Below are 18083 nucleotides of genomic sequence, written 5' to 3'. Positions count from 1 at the left end.
TGTGCGGACGGGATAAGTGCTGAAAGCATCTAAGCATGAAGCCCCCCTCAAGATGAGATTTCCTTTTAGCATTAGCTAAGTAAGATCCCTGAAAGATGATCAGGTTGATAGGTCAGAGGTGGAAGCACGGTGACGTGTGGAGCTGACTGATACTAATCGATTGAGGACTTAACCAAATTTGAAAAGCGAAGGCGACTGTTCAACTTCGACAGACGTTGGAGAGCCGGCCATGCAAATCCCGATTTTGGATTTGTTTGGACGGATTGAAACGGCCGAGAAGTTAGGAGCCGTAGCTAGACAAATTGAAAGTTATTTTCGCTAACACGAAAAAACTAAGATACTCATTTTACTTTACTTCTTACAAACATTATCTAGTTTTGAGGGAATAATCTCTCAATTAAATATGTCTGGTGACGATGGCGAGAAGGTCACACCCGTTCCCATGCCGAACACGGAAGTTAAGCTTCTCAGCGCCGATGGTAGTTGGGGGTTTCCCCCTGTGAGAGTAGGACGTCGCCGGGCAAAGTAAAAACACAGATTAGTAATCTGTGTTTTTTTAAATTCTATTACTAAAATTGAAGTGAAATTGAACTAGACTATCAATAGTTTACGTGTGGTTGTATCAGGTAGCGAGCACTATTTTTAAGTTTAAAATAACGAATCTACTAGCAGCCCATTTAACTCACAAAATGGACTGCATTTTTTGTTGATGTAACAATTGATTGCTCATAACAATTCTAAAAATTCTGCCCCTTCATACATAAAAAGTACTAGGTAAGATGAATATATGGTAAAATATTACTATATTTTAATTGATGGAGGGGTGCTGAATGAGTGAGATCGTTTGGGGGAGTCCTGCTAGTCTATTTTGTTTAGGTTTTTTCTTAGCAGGTTTGGGGGTTTTTATTAAGTTCTCTAGAACAGATAAAAAATAAAATATAGCCTGATATCCTAACTTCATGATTAGCGAGCAAGTAAGATGTCTGACGGGGATTTCTTGGGTTACCTTTGTATTGTAGCAGTATGCCAAAAAAAGAGACGAAATAGATTTCTTATCCTAACCATAGAGTTGAAAAACCAACTCAATGTACGGTATGCATTCAGGTCTCAGTTGGAAAGTCAAAAATTCGGGGTGATGTGAAAGATGAGTAAAAACTTGATAAGCAAAATATGTCTAGCGTTTGCGTTGCTCTTAACCGTTTATAATTTCATGATTATAGACACGCCAGATGCTAAAGGAACAGGTATCATCTTACTATTAATAATCATCGCTAACATACAAACAGTTTTAAAAATTTGAATCACGTACCAACTACTAAATAGTAAGGTGACCACATGACACACATTTCTTGATAGAAAACTTGTGATCACCTCTATTATAAAAAATGTTAGCACAGCCCAAGTTTTAAGCGTGTCCTACTAACTATTTTATGGCAATAAAAGTAACCTCTAACTATTGTTGAGGTGCTGAAGGCGTTGAAATACTTTGTAGTGCCTGTTCTGCCTCGTTTGCATATTGATTTTGTACTGCTAGATCACCTAAAGCAACCATTCCTACTACTTGTCCATTTTCGGTTACCGGTAATCGGCGAATTTGTTGTTGTGCCATTAAATTCGCTGCTTGATGAACATCCATTTCAGGTGTGCCTTGTACGATTTGCTGTGCAGTCATGACTTGAGATACTGGTGTTTGTGCATTTTCTCCTTGTGCTGTCGTACGCAGGGTAATGTCACGATCCGTAACGATTCCAACCATTTGTCTGCTGCTATTTACTACTGGGATAGCCCCAATATTATATTCGCTCATTAACGCTGCAGCTTCCTGTACAGTCTGTGTTTCGTTAACTGTAACAATATCTGATGTCATGATGTCTCTTAATTGTGCCATGAAATTACCTCCAAATATATTTTACCTTTATAGGATAGGGAACATTGCTGCAATTATTTATGGTAACTTTTTTCTTAAGTTAGGCTGCACCATTTTTTACGAATAATAATTCTTAATTTGTAAGGGACAATCCTTTCAAAGTGAATTTCTATCATGAGCACTTTCTTGTAAAAATGAACAACACAGATTTTAGTCAGATCATTGTTGCCATGTTTAAGAAAAGCTCGATTTTCTGATTGTGAAGGATTGTACTAAAACATTTAGCGCAGAATAGTTAACAAGTAAAAGTGCAACAATTAGTTTTTGAATTACTGAAGGGCCTTCAGACATTGGTAAATCACAGACTATGAACAACACTTGCGAACAGTGCCTGGCACTGTTCGCAAAGAAAAATATACTTGCAATCTTTAAAGTTCTAGTTTTAAGGCCACCTTTCCAGCCTGACTTTAAAATAACCGAAATGAACATTGAAACTGCTAAAACGAAGGAGACCATGGCAATAATAGATATAAAAACAAGAATAAAAGCAGTGTATTTCTCACCAGAAATAGCACTGCTTTTATACTTTCTTCGAGTAATCATATCAAAATTATTAAAGTACCAATTGCACGAACGGTCAGGATCGTGGAATAAACGAACTTTGTAATGTAATCCTTTTTATTTTCGAATTTGACCATTTACGTTTAAGGTTCGATTTCTAAGCAGTAATCCTTTGATACTCATATATAAAATAATCTAGTTCCTGACTAGCTTGTATGGTTCGATGATCTTGAAAACCGTGGGTTAATCCCATGTTGATTAGTTGTTTTCTCAATAATTCAATATAGTTTAAAAGCTCACGGGGTTCTAATACGAATTGAACTGCAGTTTCCATAAAGCTCCTCTCCTTGTAAAAAATACAAACATAAAGCTCATTTTACCAACTTTTTAGGAGAGTGGAAAGGGGTTTTTTGAACAAAATGTGACAGCTTTTGGAATGCTCAAAGAGGATTGAAGTACTTACACAAAGGTGGCCACAATCAACGGTGCCTTATCGGTCAGTTATCCAAACAAAAGCTTAACGCGGGGGAAAATGTATGATTATAAAGTCAGAGTTTATCGTGTGGTCAATGGCAAAAAGATTTATAGCTCTTATACAGGTGTGAAATCAATCAAACTGTAATGAAATAGCGAATGGATGGAACTTGGCTTGTTCTTTACAATGTTGTCCCTATTTCCTCATGATTAGGTTATAATGAAACCTACTGATATTGCATATGATTTTTCTCAAAAAGGAATTCTATATACATATCGAATAATAATAAATGAGGTAGCTGCATGAATGAACGAAATTTTGAGGATTATCATTTAAGCGATGAAATCAAAAGGGCTCTTGATTTACTAAAGTATAATCAGCCCACAGAGGTACAGAAAGAGGTTATTCCTAAAGCTTTAGAAAATCAGGATCTTGTTGTGAAATCTCAAACAGGCAGCGGAAAGACCGCCGCATTTGCGATTCCGATTTGCGAGCAGCTTAGTTGGGAGGAAAAATTGCCTCAAGCGTTAATTTTAACACCTACCCGGGAGCTGGCTGCTCAAGTTAGGGAGGATTTTACGAATATCGGAAGGTTTAAACGAATAAAAGCGGTGGCGGTTTATGGGAAAGAACCGTTTGCCAAACAAAAGGATGAATTGACACAGAAAACCCATGTTGTGGTTGGTACTCCTGGTCGGGTGATGGACCATATCGACAGAGAGACATTGGTCCTAGATAAAATTCAATACCTGATCATCGATGAAGCAGATGAAATGCTGAATATGGGTTTTATCGAGGACGTAGAAAATATTATTCAGGCCATTCCCTCCAAAAGAGTCACGATGGTCTTTTCGGCAACCTTGCCAAAGGATGTGGAGAATCTCTGTCATAAATATATGAAGGATCCTCTAAACATCGAAATTGCTTCGACAGGGATAACAACCAGTGCGATTGAACATCATGTGCTCCAAGTGAAAGAAGAAGAAAAAATGTCCCTGCTTAAAGATGTGACGGTGATTGAAAACCCTGACAGTTGTATTATTTTTTGTAGAACGAAAGATCAGGTCGATAAAGTATATGAGGAATTAGAGGAATCCCATTATACGTGTGAGAGAATCCACGGAGGATTGGATCAAGAAGATCGATTTGCCGTAATGAATGGGTTCAAAATGGGGAATTTCCGCTACCTGGTTGCAACCGATGTGGCGGCAAGGGGAATCGATATTGATAACGTCACCCTGATTCTGAATTATGATGTTCCGATGGAAAAGGAAAGCTATGTTCATCGGACGGGACGATCAGGCAGAGCGGGGAATAAAGGAAGAGCGATTACTTTTGTCACTCCTTATGAGACGAAGTTCTTGAATGCGATTGAAAGATATATCGGTTTCGAAATTCCGACTATGGAACCTCCTACCAAACAAGAGATTGCGAGCAAAAGAGCAGACTTTGAAGAGAAAATGGGTCGACGCCGCGTAGTGAGGAATAACAAATCGGCGCGAATCAACAAAGATATTATGAAGCTTCATATAAGCGGCGGGAAGAAGAAGAAAATTCGAGCTGTCGATATTGTTGGTACGATTGCGAACATTCCTGGAGTGGAAGCAGATGATATCGGGATTATTACCATCCTGGACCACTTAACCTATGTAGATATCTTGAACGGAAAAGGATCCTTAGTATTAGAGGCAATGGAAAACACAAACATTAAAGGGAAGAAATTAAAAGTCAGCAAAGCGATGAAGTAAGATCTTTTTGGACGATGTATAGGAAAAGAGGTAAATTTTTCGATGAAGTATTTCAAATCTCAAATGAAACAGCTGGTCAAAGAGAATCACGAATTGCAGAAGCGGCTAAACGAGTTAATAAATGAACATGAACTTGAAAAAAACTTAGCCCTTAAGGCATTGTATCATTCTGAAGTGGCTGATGGTGGCAAATATCAGTCAGCTTATCAAGCGCTTGACTTACCCAAGGGGTAGGTCTTTTTTTATACTTGAAATAGCAATCATATCCCCTTGCTTTTTAATAAATCGAAATAATTTGATTTATTAGTTGCGTAGATAGGGTGATAAAGTTTATGCTTTATATATCAAAAAAAGTTGATGAAAGGAAATCTGACCTTGACTGAAATGCTACTATCATTTGAACAATATGAAAAAAAATTTAAAGCTTTGGCGGATCAGAGGCGTTTGGAAATTATGTATGAGCTTTGCCAAAGAGGCGAAACCTGTGTGTGTGATTTAACAGAGGTATTTGATATGCCACAATCTAAACTTTCTTATCATTTAAAGATTTTATTGGATGCTAATCTAATCACAAGGGAAACAAAGGGTACATGGAGTTATTACGATTTAAATGATTCAGAAGTAAATAATCTACTGTCAGAAGAATTATGCTGTACTTTTAGAAAAACAGGGAAAGAAAGCTGTTGCTAATTTTTTTGTAGTCTACATCAAATTTTTTTGATTTAATAAAACTTTTGGAGGGATATTCAATGAAATATGTCCATGTTGGAGTCAATGTGACCAATTTAGAAAAATCTATTGGGTTTTACGAAAAAATGTTTGGGGTCTCACCTGCTAAAGTAAAAACTGATTATGCAAAATTCTTGTTAGAGGTACCAGGGCTTAACTTTACGTTGAATGTAAAACCTAACGTGAGTGGGAATCAGATCAATCATTTTGGATTCCAAGTTGAAACGGCAGAAGAGATAACATTCCATAAAGAACGTTTAGATAAGGAAGGATTCTTTGCCCGTGATGAAATGGATACAACATGTTGTTATGCAGTTCAGGATAAATTTTGGCTAACTGATCCGGATGGAAATGAGTGGGAATTCTTTTATACGAGGGGAGATAGCGATGTTCACACAATTGTAGATACAGTTTGTTGTACAACTTCTGAGGAATCAAAACCGGGGAGAATATCAGGTGATATTCTAAAACTATGAGTCATAGCAAAGGAATTATAGCTACTCGTTGTGGTTATGAGGTTCATCCCGTTACATAGAAAAGGAGTTAATTTGTTTTGTTGGGAAGCATGGGGACGTATCCTATGCTTCCTTTTTTGCTATTGCTCCAATAGGAGAAGATTTCATGATAAATATCAATTGCTGCGATATCTCCTCTACAGAAACAGCATAACCACTCTTCACCCACTCCTTAATTACGCCAAATATCCCATAAGCACGATAGATCTGAAACTGTTGCTCATTTACTTCTGCAATTGATGGACTAATAAATTCAATACTATTTAAAAAGGATTGGTGAATCATATAAACTAGCGCTTCCTCTAGCCCAGGTATGTTTTCATATTCAATTAATAAATCAAAAAAGTTGGCATGTTCCTTTATATAACTGAAAACTTTTACAGAGGATACACTCATATTTTCGAAATTAACATACCCTGTTGGCTCAAATGGGGAACGAAATGCATTTTCTAATCTATCTAATTCATCAAGAATCAGTATTTCCTTTAAGTGCTCCTTATCTATCATAAACAATAAACTATAGTAAGAAAACAATTCATAAATTAGACACTTTATTTTTGTGTCATCATATGATATTCTATTTTGTTTTCGCTCACAATTCAAATTTTTTAAGGAGAGGTTATAGATATGAAAGGTTGGGAATTTACAACAACAAATGCGCCATTAAGATTAGTGGAAAAAGAAAATCCAAAAGCAACAGCAGGTCGTATTGTAATTGACAAAAAACTGCTGGTTTATGTCACTCTGATGTAAGCGGTTTAACTAATGAAAGTTGGTTAGATATCATTACCAATCGTCCAATTATTATGGGGCATGAAGTAGCTGGTATTGTTTCAGAAGTTGGTGAAGGGGTTACACAATTTAAGGTAGGGGATCGTGTAGCACTTTGTCCAGTTGCAAAAGATGGTTCTGGCTTTGGACCTGGTTTTGCTTACGATGGCCCTTTTTCGAATAAAGTATGCTGTCCAGCTGAAGATGTAGTACGTATTCCAGACAATGTATCGTTTGCACAAGCTGCAGCGGCTACAGATGCTGGGATGACTTCTTATCATGCTTTGATGCGTACAGGTGGAGCAAAAGCAGGAATGAAAGTGGGAATTATTGGGATTGGTGGTTTAGGCCAGTCATTTTATCCAGGAAAAAATACCAGGATTGGTGCCACATCCAGTCAGAGCAGCTGCTTATATGGATGCATGTACACATGATGGGCATGCAATTGTAGGAGGAGTACCTGAAATTGATAACACAGTATTTATGTGTGGTTTCTCCGGGCACGGCTTTAAAATGGCTCCAGTGATGGGGAAAATAGCGAGCGATTTACTGCTAGAGGGAAAAACGAGTTTTCCAATTGGCCATCTCTCACCGAGTCGATTGGTCAATAATCTGCCCAAGTTGGAGCATTAATGAATAAAACAAGCCTAGCTGGTTCGTCAAAGCTGCATATTCCTATCGAAAGAACGCAGCTTTTTATCTGGACCATTTGTCTTTAACATGAACAATTTACTAAAGTTCGATTTATTAGATTTCTTTGCCGATGAGGGGCCACTACGTTTTGCAAACACCTTATAGCTTAGTAAGAAAAGCTAGGACAGGTCAACGTTTGACAGTTGAGTTACGCCTCAAAAAAGCTTCCAGCAATTTGAGGGGATTGTTGAAGTTGACCAGTTCTACTTCATATGAATCAAAAAAGATGCGTAAATCCAGGGAGGATTCACGCATTTTTTCTTGAAATGATTAGGAGGGATAAATTAGAAACTGGGGTTTATATAGAGAGATCGGAGTTGTTTTAATGAATCAGTCCGAAGCTATTATTTTAGCATTTATTAAACTAGGAGGGGCTTATTGATTACAAATTGCCTGTGACTACTGTTCAATTCTCTCAAAATGACGCACTCTTAGTATAGTTAAAGCAGAGTATCACATCTCGTTATTGTGGATAAGGGGGATAGGATCAATGTTAGATGAGATAGGGAAAAATTATCATAGTCGCTTATTGCATATGAGTAAGGCCTTTGATAAACCAATAGAACGGCTAAAAGGTGGCCATGTTGACGCGAAATATTCAAATTGGATGATCTGGTTGTTGCTTGCTCCTTTAAGAGAATATACTAGGTTTATTAAAGTGCATGAAGGGTTAAAGAAACTCTCGGCAGAAAGTTTAACCGCTTTGGTCATTCCGTCGTCTGCGATTCTAACAACACTTATACAATGGGTAATTGGAAACATAAACAATCTTGTTGATTTTGTGGGGATCGTAACACTTGGGCTTTCCGTTGGGTATTTATTGTCCTTAATTATCTATTGGAGATCCTTGCTAGACTTTTATAGTGATCACTTTCATACTGGAGCCTATAAGGTGTTTAGAAAGCAAGAATATGATATGTTTAAAATTGCTCTTTTTGACAAGGAAGGAGATTTCTATTTCCAAGGTGTATATGACTATTTTGGGAAAATGCAAGCTGGAAGGGATGAGTTTACCGCTTTATCCGATAAGGTAACGGATTACTTCGAGAAGGATAAAAAGCAACTCGAGACGAAGTTCACCTTGATTCAGAATCAATATAACCGTCTTCAGGCTAAAAGTGATGAGAAAATAAACAAAATTACAGAAATGTATGAGTCATTGATATTGGACTATGATGAAATCTTGAAAGATGCATCTGATGGAGCGGAGTATGTCATTGAGTTAATTAAAGATATCAACAACGTTCTGTTTCGAATGAGAAATGAAGAGTTTACGAGTAAGGATCTAAACCTAGTTTGTGGGTTTACCCTTTATGAACAAAAGGGTAAAGAATTACATAAAATTGAGGATGTTGGTACATCGGGACGAACACCTAAGGTAATAAACATTAACGATCCTCTTTATAAGGACTGGGGAGTCGTTGAAGTTATAAAAAAGAACTTAAAACAACCCGTCATTAATGAACCATACGAGAACCATACCGTTGTTTCGGTAAAAATGAATATCGATCGAGACAAGCAGTGGGTCTACAATTTTCATTTTGATATGGATAACAAAAAGGCCAATCATTTATTGGTAAAAAATGATATAATAGATTCAAGAGAAGTATATCGATTAATGCATGCGTTATGCTTAATCGCTGAACGGTTGCAAAGTAGTACCTTAAAGGAGGCGAATAAACATGCCTAAAATTATTGAATTTAAATCGCAAAAAGATATCAATAAAGATCGCCAGGAAAAACTAGATCTGAAGAAAGCGGAAATTCGTCGTCGAGTGGATGCGCTGAAAACGAATCAGAAACACCGGCCTGAAAAAGTAAAAGCATAAAAAAGAGGTAGATAGCATTCACTATTTACCTCTTTTTTATGTTCTCTTTCATTTGTTCAATCTCTCGTTTCTTTTGTTGAATCGATTCGAATCTTTTATTCAAATTCTCTTTCCTGTCACCTAAATGAAGTGGTCTCGGTTTCTTGCGCAAATAAACCATTTCCCCCAATAAACTCACTCCTCAAGTTTTGCTCGCTTATATCTATTCACAATCCTCTCCAAAGATGATTCTTAACAAACGTGCAGATGTGATTCCGGTTAGCGTTTGAGAGGGAGTTGATATAGGAGAAGGAGACAGACAGAATTAGATGTGTCCGTAGGATTAAGTCGAAAGCAGAAATTATTATTTTTGCGCATGATTCAATAAAGGTAAATAAAAGAAAAAACCGCTGCACGAACTCGTGCAAACGGCCTTCTAAAAGATTACATTAAATCTTAGCTATTGCTTCATTGATATACTGATAAAGAGCTTCATCCATCCCATATTGTAGAGGGTTGTTTGGATTATCGGAGTGGAAACGTTCCGCCGATTTGACAATTTCTTGGTCACCAGCACTAAACTGATTGATTAATGACTTCCACGTTTTCGCTAACTCCGTTACTTTTGGGTGATCAGGCGGAGTATTCTTTTCCATTTCTGCCCGAATAGCTGCGATCAATGTCGACCATTGACTTTCCATTTGTTTCATTTCTTCGGCACTAAACTGTTCTGTCTGATTTTTCATTTTAGCTAACTGTTCTTTGGAGAAATAGTGTTCTACCATATTCATCACCTCAATTAATTGAATAAGTTGATTTGAGCTTACATCCTTTTCGGAATCCAATAACGTATAAATATTTTCTAATCTTGTATAAAGTTCTTCCTGTAGTTGTATTTCTTTCTTCACTCTTTGCATTTGCATTTTTATGACTTGCACACGATCTAGGCTTTGTTTTTCCATCATTTCTTTTATTTCTTCTAACGATAGTCCCAATTGTTTGAATGATAAAATTTGCTGTAACTTCCGAATATCACTATCGGAATAGATCCTGTGTCCTGAATCTGAAACCTGTGATGCCGAAAATAAGCCAATTTGGTCATAATGGTGCAATGTTCGAACGGTAAGTCCAGTCAATTTTGCTAACTCCCCAATTTTCCAAGCGTTTTTATCCATCCTCATCTCCTCCAATTCGTACGAACTGTTTTTGTCGACAAGTTCAGTATAGAACCTAACGTTGCGTCAGGTTCAAGACTTTTTCTGAAGGTTTTTAAAAAATTTCTTTTTATTCTTTCGTTCAATAAAAAAATGCTGCATATGCTTCAACTACTATTAAAATTTTTAGACTTCCTACATCAAGAAATAAACAGGTGTCGCTCTCTATATAGAAACTTTGTAGATTAAGTGTAGGGTTCCTCTACAAACGAACTACAAAGCATCAACAGTTATCTACACGTAAATCCATTTTTAATGCTAGGAAAATTTTATAAACCCCATTAGATGGACGTGCCGTGCAGTATTTTTACAAATCAACCAAAATTCGCTCTCTTGGCACAATACTTGCATCAAACATCGTAGGGTCTTCACTATTCTAATTAGGGGGAATTGCCAATGTTTGATTATTTTATGCCAAATGTGAACTTCTTTGGTCGTGGGTGTGTCAATGTTGTAGGGGAGCGTTGTGAAATTTTAGGAGGGAAGAAAGCGCTGATTGTGACAGATTCCTTCTTAAGAAATCTTCCGAATGGTCCTGTTGAACGCGTTGTTTCATCACTAAGAGAAAAAGGGATAGAGGTTGCGATCTATGATGGCGTGGAACCGAATCCAAAGGATCGCAATGTTTATGAAGGTCAAACAGTCTATGAATCCGAGAATTGTGATTTAATTGTGACGGTTGGTGGGGGAAGCGCGCATGATTGTGGGAAAGGAATAGGAGTTGCTGTCACACATGAAGGCGATTTGTATGAAGATTATGCTGGAATTGAAAAGTTAACAGATCCACTTCCGCCACTGGTTTGCGTCAACACCACAGCAGGAACGGCCAGTGAAGTGACCCGCCACTGTGTTATTACCCACACCGAGAAGAAAATCAAATATGTGATTGTAAGTTGGAGAAATACTCCTTTGGTATCGATTAACGACCCTGAATTGATGGTAGGCAAGCCAGCAGCATTAACGGCTGCAACGGGAATGGACGCTCTCACTCATGCGGTTGAATCTTATGTTTCCCTCGGGGCGAATCCTGTAACAGATGCCGCTGCTATTCAAGCGATTAAGTTGGTTTCTCAGAACTTAAGACAGGCAGTTGCATATGGAGGGAATATGGAAGCAAGAGAAAATATGGCGTACGCCTCCTTACTTGCTGGAATGGCTTTTAACAATGCTGGTCTTGGTTATGTACATGCGATGGCCCATCAACTTGGTGGCTTATATGATATGCCGCATGGCGTTGCAAATGCGATTTTACTCCCGCATGTAGAAAGATACAATCTGATTTCCAATCCTGAAAAATTTGCGCAGATCGGCGAATTTATGGGTGAAAATATTGACGGACTTTCTGTAAGAGAAGCTGCTGACAAAGCCATCGGTGCGATTGTCAAACTATCGGAAGATGTGAATATCCCAAGTAGTTTAAGAGAATTAGGGGTAAAGAAGGAAGACTTTGAATACATGTCCAAAATGGCTTTGCAAGACGGAAATGCGATTAGTAATCCAATTCAAGGCAAAGAAGAAGATATCTTTAAAATTTTTGAATCCGCTTACTAATCCTCTATTTAGGAGAACTAGTTAGTTGATAGAAATCGCTATTAAATTGCTATCAAATTGATACGTTCTAATGTTTGTTCTGATCTTGTGGGAAAAACCGAAATCTCAGCGAATCAAACACAGGATTTTCTAGCCTAATGAATCTAATGAATGCACAAAAACAGCTTGGGGGATTCCCAGGCTGTTGTTTTGATTTCTGAACTATTCCCAAAGAAGAATAAGAGAAACAGTGAACATGCAAAACCTCTTAAGGCCAGAGGTTAAAATTTTAGAAATTATAGATAAAACAAAAGGTGTAGAAATATGGTTACACCAATCAAATTAAACCAATTGATGGAGTATTGATTGTTTTTCGGTTGAATCATACCCAAAGCCACTATATTCCAAAATATTTTTGTATCACGCCATCGTTTTTTACTAGGAAGTTCTTTTTCTGCTAACCTCTTATTTTCCTTTCGAGCCCATAGAACAACGATCACGATGTCTAGAATTGCTCCAAGGGTAACGGCCGTCATTACAAATTCATCCGATACGGTAAACGGTAAAGGCTTTTTTTGTTCTGTGCTCTTTTTTTCTTCGACTTTGCGTTCATGCGCTGTTAACTCTTGTTTAAATGTCGTATTCGATTCAGTGATTTTAATGGGGGATGTGTTCTTATCGAAATCTACAAGTGCTACTGTACTAATCAAGGATCCTATCAATAAAACATAGCCAACGAAAAACCAAATGGTCAATTTCGTGGATTTAGACATATTTGAAACACCTGCCTCGTTAATTTGATAAACGAAGTGTTTATATCTTTTACTATATTTTACCATGAGTAGGTCCAAATACTTGCGTTTTTTTATAATAAAAATAGGACTTAATTCCCGTGTGCCGTTCTTTTTTATCATGGAAATTAAGTCCAGTTTACATAGTCATTTTAAGTTTTCTGTAAAAAGTTTGTTTAATCGAACTAGAAGCGTTATTCGCAAGAAACACTCCAATTTACGGCTAAAAATGTCTTATCCACAATGGGGACCTTATTGTTCTCAGTACAAGCGTTTTTTGCATAATTAAATGAATGATAATTTAAAAGTACTGAAAATAGTAGAAATGCTAAAGCTGTTCCAGATAGTAAAGACAACTTTTTTCTCTTGAGCACCTTGTTTTCCCCCCTTTATAAATACTATCTTTTGAAATTTGCACAGTAGTGTTAAAGAATATAACTTACATATTAACATAAATTGTCATTTTCCTTGCTATTTGACTCAATAAAACTTGATTGAACACTAAAGGAAAAGAGCGTGAAATTCACCCAATCTAACAAAAATCTCTATTAGGTTATTTTCATTTTTTTATCTGAATCCATAAAAAAAAGCCGCTTATGCAGCCTGATGCTTATTCAATTAAGATGCCCTTTATTTTAATGAAAGAAATACGAATTAATGAATTCGAGCCTTGCGGAATCCATCATATACGTTGAAGGCAGCACCTGCCATAAAGAAGAAAATTCCACCACTAACGATCCATACTTTGAATTGATTTGTGTTCAATGTAAATAAATCAGCCATAAACGTAATAAATTCCTGGCTCATTAAATTTGGATTTATTATGATGACAATGAATACAATCGTTCCAAACATCTGGAGGGCAGTATTATAGATTGCCATTCTTTTTGTCCATTGTCCCTTAATCAATTTATATAGAGCCAATGCTATTTCAAAACCGATCACAATAACAACGATTGGCCAATACCCAAATAAAACGTCTTGGTTGATAGCCGGAATCACAAATTCAAGTCGACCGCCACCACCTTTATATACACCTACAAGCTGATACGCATAAAAATAAAGGGTTGCCCAGATTGCCGTCCACATCAAATCTCCGAATACCTCTATTTTGGAGATGGCTTTTTTCTTTGGAATATAAGCGATATTTTTCAAATCATCAGGAGTCCATTTTTTAAAACTGGCTGTTAACGGCTGGTTACCATTTTCTTTATCTGTTCGTTCGATCACAGCAAAAACAAGGGTGAACCAAAAAAATGTTTGAATTCCTACTTCAATCATTCGCCATATGCCAACCCCCATCACATCCAAAGCCACATTTATAACTGCTTCCTGTCCATTGTAATCAATAAAATAGGCTGCAATCACCGAGATGAAAGAAATAACAGCGGCTATGGGCAAGATCATTTTTAATAACGTCACATATACATCGAAATAGCGCGGTCCAATAAGATGCATTGGTCGATCCCGATAACCGCTAGCCAATGTCACCGGACTCCCTAGTTTTTCAAGTACTGTCTTTACATCCTCCTCACGGTAATCATTAGGCAGCATATCTTCGATCGTTGACCGTAATTCAAGTGCAATATCCTCACGATTCTTTTCCGGCAGTCTTCTAATAACCTCCTGAATATAGATATCAATTAAATTCATGATCTTCCTCTCCCTTTAATAAGTTATAAAGTTCCTTTGAATTCTTAATCCAATCCTCTCTTAACTGCAAAAATACCTCTAAGCCATATTCACTTAAAACATAGTACTTACGTGGTCTGCTTTCAGATGTATCCCAACTACTTGACACCAACTCCTGTTTTTCTAATCGACGGAGTAATGGATATAAGGTACTTTGATCAATTGAAATCCCTGATCCCTCCAATAACTGAACAAGTGAATAACCGTACTGGGGGGTTCGCAATTGACTTAAAACCGCTAATGTCAGCGTTCCTCTCCTAAGCTCTGTCGTTAATGAATTCAATAAATGACTCATTCACCCACCTCATTTTTCTTTACTGGATGTTATACAGTATTTAATTTATACTATGCATCATACAGTACTGTTGATACCAAAAATGAAAAAGAACAAGTAAGATACCAAAAGATGAGGAAAGTAACCATAATCATCTGACTTATAAAATTCACAAGAATCTGGAACGGTTTTCAGTGGTTCCTAAAGGATTTTAAGTACCTAAGCCGAATCTTTACCATGATGAAGGTAGGAGTAGGGAGGAAAAGGTAGTTGTTCACAAAGTATGATTGGATTCAGGATGCCACTGACCAGCCATTGGATACGGAAGGAATTCTTGAGGTGAAAAATTGGATGACACAAAATCCTTTCGTCGCAACTACAGAACAGACAATTCGAGAAATAGCGGATAGGATGTTTCAGCATGAAATTAGCGCACTACCAGTGGTGAATCAAGAGAAACAGCCAATTGCCATCGTGAAGGCAAAAGATTTATTGGGAAATTTGTTGAATGGACATTCTCCAAATCAAAAGATTCCGCTGGCGTTAAGTGAAGAATTGGCTTGTATCAAGGAGACCGACTCGCTAACTAAACTCGTGCGTCTTCCGCACAAACATTTTCCTGTGGTGGACCACCAGTCACGGTTAATTGGAATGTTAACCAGGCAAGATATTATAGATGGACTCATGAAAACGATCCATTTTCTTCAGCGAAGACAAGATGCATCTGAAATCTTGAATGTTGTTCTTGAAAGTGCCTATGAAGGAATTGCAGTTGTGAATCAAAATGGAATCATTCAGGAGTTTAATGAAGCGTATAGTCGATTTACCGGAATTGATCGGAGAGATGCGATTGGTCGTCATGTAACGGAAGTGATTGAAAACACTCAACTTCACTTGACGGTAAAAACAGGTATACCTGAACGAGGGGACCTGCAAATGATCCAAGGACAGTCGATGATTGTTCATCGAATCCCGATTTGGAAAGAAAATCAAGTGATTGGCGCCATTGGGATGCTTATTTTTGAGGGAGTATCCGAAGTGTATCGCATCTTTGAGAAAATAAAAGAAAATGGAACGAAGGAAAGGGTGGTGCGAAGCGAGGAGGGGAAGACGCACGATGATTCGAACATTCCTTTTAGTCAGATTATCGGTGAAAGTGAGAAAATCTCAAATGTGAAAAGAATCGCAAGGCGGGCTGCCAGAACTTCCGCTACTGTGCTGATTACAGGCGAAAGTGGAACCGGAAAAGAATTGTTTGCCAGAAGTATACATCGTTTGAGTCCTTTTTCCGCAGGACCGTTTTTAACGGTGAACTGCAGTGCAATCCCAGAAAACCTCTTCGAATCTGAGATGTTCGGCTATGAAGAGGGAGCCTTTTCTGGTGCTAAGAAGGGGGGCAAACCTGGAAAGGTCGAGCTTGCCCAAAATGGTACTTTGTTTTTGGATGAAGTCGGCGAAATACCTTTAATGATGCAAGCGAAGCTTCTGCGCATGCTACAGGAACGAGAGGTTGAACGAGTTGGTGGGGTAAAAAAATACAAAGTCAACGTGAGGATTATCGCTGCAACCAATCGAAATTTAGAGGAAATGGTTGCTCATGGAGAGTTCCGCGAAGACTTATTTTACCGTTTAAATATTATCCGGCTCTCGATTCCTCCACTGAGAGAACGTACAGGTGATATCGCAATTTTATTGTCTCATTATATAAAAGAAATTAGTCAGCGGTATGAATTACCTGTAAAGCAGCTAACTTCTGAGGCCGTTTCGCTTTTGGTTGAGTATGAGTGGCCGGGAAATATCAGGGAATTAGTGAATGTTGTTGAACGAATGGTGACGTTAGTAGATGGCATTGAAATTTCACCAAAAGATGTTTACGAGTGCTTACCCTCTACAAAGTTTACGCAACCTTTTGTTTCTCAAGAGTCTCTAGTCGAATTAGGAAAGAAAAAAGGGTTGGCAAAAGAGAAGTCCGATCTTGTTGAAGCGTTAATGAAAGCGAATGGAAATAAAACAAAAGCAGCGGAGCTTCTTGGGATTCACCGAACTACTTTATATCAGAAGATGAAGAGATTGGGGTTTACATAGATGGGGCATTTCTACTAATAATATGTATTCCATTGAAGGTATAACTTCACGTATTTGAGGACAACAGCATAGCTGATTGGAAAATGAGTTTCTAATTGAGAGGAAGGGACAAACCTGCCCCTTTGTCCTAAAACTTAAAACCCCATCCAAGAAAGATAAATATCTAAATTTCCGTCCTCAGACCAACTTATATAGCTGTCCATCCGATATGTACTATAGGCATATAAGAGCAAATTGGGAATCAATAATAAGGCCTTAGCAGTTTTGCTTTTTATAGGTTTCAAAACCTTTTTCCATACTAAAAAAAAGAGGATTGGAAACCCAATAACGACTATAGGAAGCAAGAGGGCACCGATGGCAAAGAAAAACAATACAACTGATATCGCATAAGATCCGATATATCCAATTAGGATGATGGCGGATAAGAGAATATAGATCAATAAAGACTTAACCAAATGGTCAAAACCTCCTTTTTGATAAAATTATAGCTTATATGGATGTAGCGTAAATGACTAATTTATAAACAGGACTTTTAGATTGTTATAAGGTAGGTATTTTTACTTATTCGTAAATCTGTTAACAACAAAAATTTCTAGTTTAATAGAAGGATGAGAGCAAGTTTATTCAATAAAAGGAGGAGTATCTTAATTCGGTTTCCTTATATTAGATTCTTACTTATTACTTGTGAGGAACAAAGCTTACTTCCATTAGCACACAATATGTTTTTACGTACACAATTATCGGAACTAAAGGAATGAGGTGCCGAATCCGTAATTTAGCTTTTGGTTTACAAAGTTCTAAAAAAAGCTTTCTTCTATTAACTTGTTTCTTTTGTTCTATCATTCATTTAACAAAACTCTACCAGTCGATACATTTTCACAAACAACGGTGATGTGAAATATTCCCATTGATTCACAAGTAGGTAAAATGGTATTCTAATTTAGCTGCTTCGGTAGCACAACATTTTAAATCGCTTCGCTATTATTATTTTAAAAAAGTAGTTGACGAAATGATTTAGATGTTATATATTAATATCCTGCTGTTAAAACAACGGCATTAACATGAATGATTCGTTAAAAATTTGGTATTGATTTTTAATAATCGTTATGTTAAGATAATATTCCTGTTGCTGATACGGCAGTGAATGATTGTTCTTTGAAAACTAAACAAACAAGCGTCAACAAACAATATTTATCATGTTCTTTCTATTAATATAGAAAAACATGAGCCAACGTTTTTATTATGAGCTTAACTCATACTCTTATTTGGAGAGTTTGATCCTGGCTCAGGACGAACGCTGGCGGCGTGCCTAATACATGCAAGTCGAGCG

At 37.3% G+C, this 18083-nt stretch carries 20 protein-coding genes and 3 rRNA genes; 14 read left to right on the top strand and 9 right to left on the bottom strand.

The window, feature by feature from the left end; translation table 11 throughout:
- Both M3182_RS25100 and rrf read left to right on the top strand, forming a co-directional pair.
- Positions 1-176 (top strand): 23S ribosomal RNA (locus M3182_RS25100); the annotation flags it as partial.
- Positions 177-406: 230 nt separating this feature from the next.
- Positions 407-522 (top strand): 5S ribosomal RNA (gene rrf / locus M3182_RS25095).
- 931 nt (positions 523-1453) lie between these two features.
- Here rrf and M3182_RS25090 read toward each other — a convergent pair.
- Together M3182_RS25090 and M3182_RS25085 are read right to left on the bottom strand one after the other, a co-directional pair.
- Positions 1454-1888: a CBS domain-containing protein gene (locus M3182_RS25090; protein ID WP_251437423.1), complete on the bottom strand. Its 435-nt coding sequence runs from the start codon at positions 1886-1888 to the stop codon at positions 1454-1456.
- Positions 1889-2585: 697 nt separating this feature from the next.
- Positions 2586-2762, bottom strand: a complete 177-nt coding sequence (locus tag M3182_RS25085; RefSeq protein ID WP_251437425.1) for an aspartyl-phosphate phosphatase Spo0E family protein — start codon at positions 2760-2762, stop codon at positions 2586-2588.
- 443 nt (positions 2763-3205) lie between these two features.
- Between M3182_RS25085 and M3182_RS25080 the strand changes: the two genes are divergently transcribed.
- The 4 genes from M3182_RS25080 (at position 3206) to M3182_RS25065 (ending at position 5856) form a co-directional block, all read left to right on the top strand.
- Entirely contained in the window at positions 3206-4651 is a 1446-nt protein-coding gene (locus M3182_RS25080; RefSeq protein ID WP_251437433.1) for a DEAD/DEAH box helicase, read from the top strand.
- A 42-nt stretch (positions 4652-4693) separates the two neighbouring features.
- Positions 4694-4885, top strand: coding sequence for a hypothetical protein (locus tag M3182_RS25075; RefSeq protein WP_251437435.1), 192 nt, complete (start codon positions 4694-4696; stop codon positions 4883-4885).
- 150 nt (positions 4886-5035) lie between these two features.
- A complete protein-coding gene (locus M3182_RS25070; protein ID WP_251560565.1) occupies positions 5036-5341 on the top strand; it encodes an ArsR/SmtB family transcription factor in 306 nt (101 codons plus the stop codon).
- A 59-nt stretch (positions 5342-5400) separates the two neighbouring features.
- The gene (locus M3182_RS25065; protein WP_251560561.1) at positions 5401-5856 is read left to right on the top strand and encodes an ArsI/CadI family heavy metal resistance metalloenzyme; all 456 of its coding nucleotides are present in this window, start codon (positions 5401-5403) and stop codon (positions 5854-5856) included.
- A gap of 102 nt (positions 5857-5958) precedes the next feature.
- Here the strand turns inward: M3182_RS25065 and M3182_RS25060 are convergent, their stop codons facing one another.
- Positions 5959-6402, bottom strand: coding sequence for a TetR-like C-terminal domain-containing protein (locus M3182_RS25060; RefSeq protein WP_251560559.1), 444 nt, complete (start codon positions 6400-6402; stop codon positions 5959-5961).
- 120 nt (positions 6403-6522) lie between these two features.
- Here M3182_RS25060 and M3182_RS26280 point away from each other — a divergent pair, with 120 nt between their 5' ends.
- The 5 genes from M3182_RS26280 to M3182_RS25040 all read left to right on the top strand — a co-directional run bounded on the left by M3182_RS26280 (position 6523) and on the right by M3182_RS25040 (position 9188).
- The gene (locus M3182_RS26280) at positions 6523-6648 is read left to right on the top strand and encodes a hypothetical protein (RefSeq protein ID WP_285869547.1); all 126 of its coding nucleotides are present in this window, start codon (positions 6523-6525) and stop codon (positions 6646-6648) included.
- A 29-nt stretch (positions 6649-6677) separates the two neighbouring features.
- A complete protein-coding gene (locus M3182_RS26275) occupies positions 6678-7100 on the top strand; it encodes an alcohol dehydrogenase catalytic domain-containing protein (RefSeq protein ID WP_349775479.1) in 423 nt (140 codons plus the stop codon).
- Positions 7081-7299 (top strand): FAD-dependent oxidoreductase, encoded by a 219-nt coding sequence (locus M3182_RS25050; protein ID WP_251437443.1) that lies wholly within the window; start codon positions 7081-7083, stop codon positions 7297-7299. Before M3182_RS26275 ends, M3182_RS25050 begins: the two co-directional genes overlap by 20 nt.
- A 550-nt stretch (positions 7300-7849) precedes the next feature.
- Entirely contained in the window at positions 7850-9049 is a 1200-nt protein-coding gene (locus M3182_RS25045) for a hypothetical protein (RefSeq protein WP_251560557.1), read from the top strand.
- Complete coding sequence (locus tag M3182_RS25040; RefSeq protein ID WP_251560555.1) at positions 9042-9188, top strand: hypothetical protein; 147 nt, start codon at positions 9042-9044, stop codon at positions 9186-9188. The genes M3182_RS25045 and M3182_RS25040 overlap by 8 nt, the downstream gene beginning before the upstream one ends.
- Positions 9189-9213: 25 nt before the next feature.
- Here the strand turns inward: M3182_RS25040 and M3182_RS25035 are convergent, their stop codons facing one another.
- Both M3182_RS25035 and M3182_RS25030 read right to left on the bottom strand, forming a co-directional pair.
- Positions 9214-9357, bottom strand: coding sequence for a hypothetical protein (locus M3182_RS25035; protein WP_251437449.1), 144 nt, complete (start codon positions 9355-9357; stop codon positions 9214-9216).
- A gap of 259 nt (positions 9358-9616) precedes the next feature.
- Positions 9617-10342, bottom strand: coding sequence for a MerR family transcriptional regulator (locus M3182_RS25030; protein WP_251560553.1), 726 nt, complete (start codon positions 10340-10342; stop codon positions 9617-9619).
- Between the two features lie 435 nt (positions 10343-10777).
- Here M3182_RS25030 and M3182_RS25025 point away from each other — a divergent pair, with 435 nt between their 5' ends.
- Positions 10778-11932 (top strand): iron-containing alcohol dehydrogenase, encoded by a 1155-nt coding sequence (locus M3182_RS25025; protein ID WP_251560551.1) that lies wholly within the window; start codon positions 10778-10780, stop codon positions 11930-11932.
- A 275-nt stretch (positions 11933-12207) separates the two neighbouring features.
- Here the strand turns inward: M3182_RS25025 and M3182_RS25020 are convergent, their stop codons facing one another.
- From M3182_RS25020 to M3182_RS25010, 3 genes are all read right to left on the bottom strand, one after another.
- Positions 12208-12684, bottom strand: coding sequence for a hypothetical protein (locus M3182_RS25020; protein ID WP_251560549.1), 477 nt, complete (start codon positions 12682-12684; stop codon positions 12208-12210).
- Between the two features lie 672 nt (positions 12685-13356).
- Complete coding sequence (locus tag M3182_RS25015; protein ID WP_251560547.1) at positions 13357-14355, bottom strand: HAAS signaling domain-containing protein; 999 nt, start codon at positions 14353-14355, stop codon at positions 13357-13359.
- Positions 14342-14689 carry a PadR family transcriptional regulator gene (locus M3182_RS25010; RefSeq protein ID WP_251560545.1) on the bottom strand — a complete coding sequence of 116 codons (348 nt, stop codon included), beginning with the start codon at positions 14687-14689 and terminating at the stop codon, positions 14342-14344. Before M3182_RS25010 ends, M3182_RS25015 begins: the two co-directional genes overlap by 14 nt.
- Before the next feature lie 249 nt (positions 14690-14938).
- On the opposite strand from M3182_RS25010, the gene M3182_RS25005 reads away from it, so the two are divergent.
- A complete protein-coding gene (locus M3182_RS25005) occupies positions 14939-16753 on the top strand; it encodes a sigma 54-interacting transcriptional regulator (RefSeq protein WP_349775478.1) in 1815 nt (604 codons plus the stop codon).
- Between the two features lie 134 nt (positions 16754-16887).
- On the opposite strand, the gene M3182_RS25000 is transcribed toward M3182_RS25005, so the two are convergent.
- Positions 16888-17208, bottom strand: a complete 321-nt coding sequence (locus M3182_RS25000) for a hypothetical protein (protein WP_251560543.1) — start codon at positions 17206-17208, stop codon at positions 16888-16890.
- An 807-nt stretch (positions 17209-18015) separates the two neighbouring features.
- Between M3182_RS25000 and M3182_RS24995 the strand changes: the two genes are divergently transcribed.
- Positions 18016-18083 (top strand): 16S ribosomal RNA (locus M3182_RS24995); the annotation flags it as partial.

Origin of the sequence: Mesobacillus maritimus (genome assembly GCF_023715205.1) — a bacterium.
Lineage (GTDB): Bacteria > Bacillota > Bacilli > Bacillales > Cytobacillaceae > Mesobacillus_B > Mesobacillus_B maritimus_C.
The sequence above is the reverse complement of the archived record's forward strand: the minus strand, read 5'-3'. Positions and strand labels throughout refer to the sequence as shown.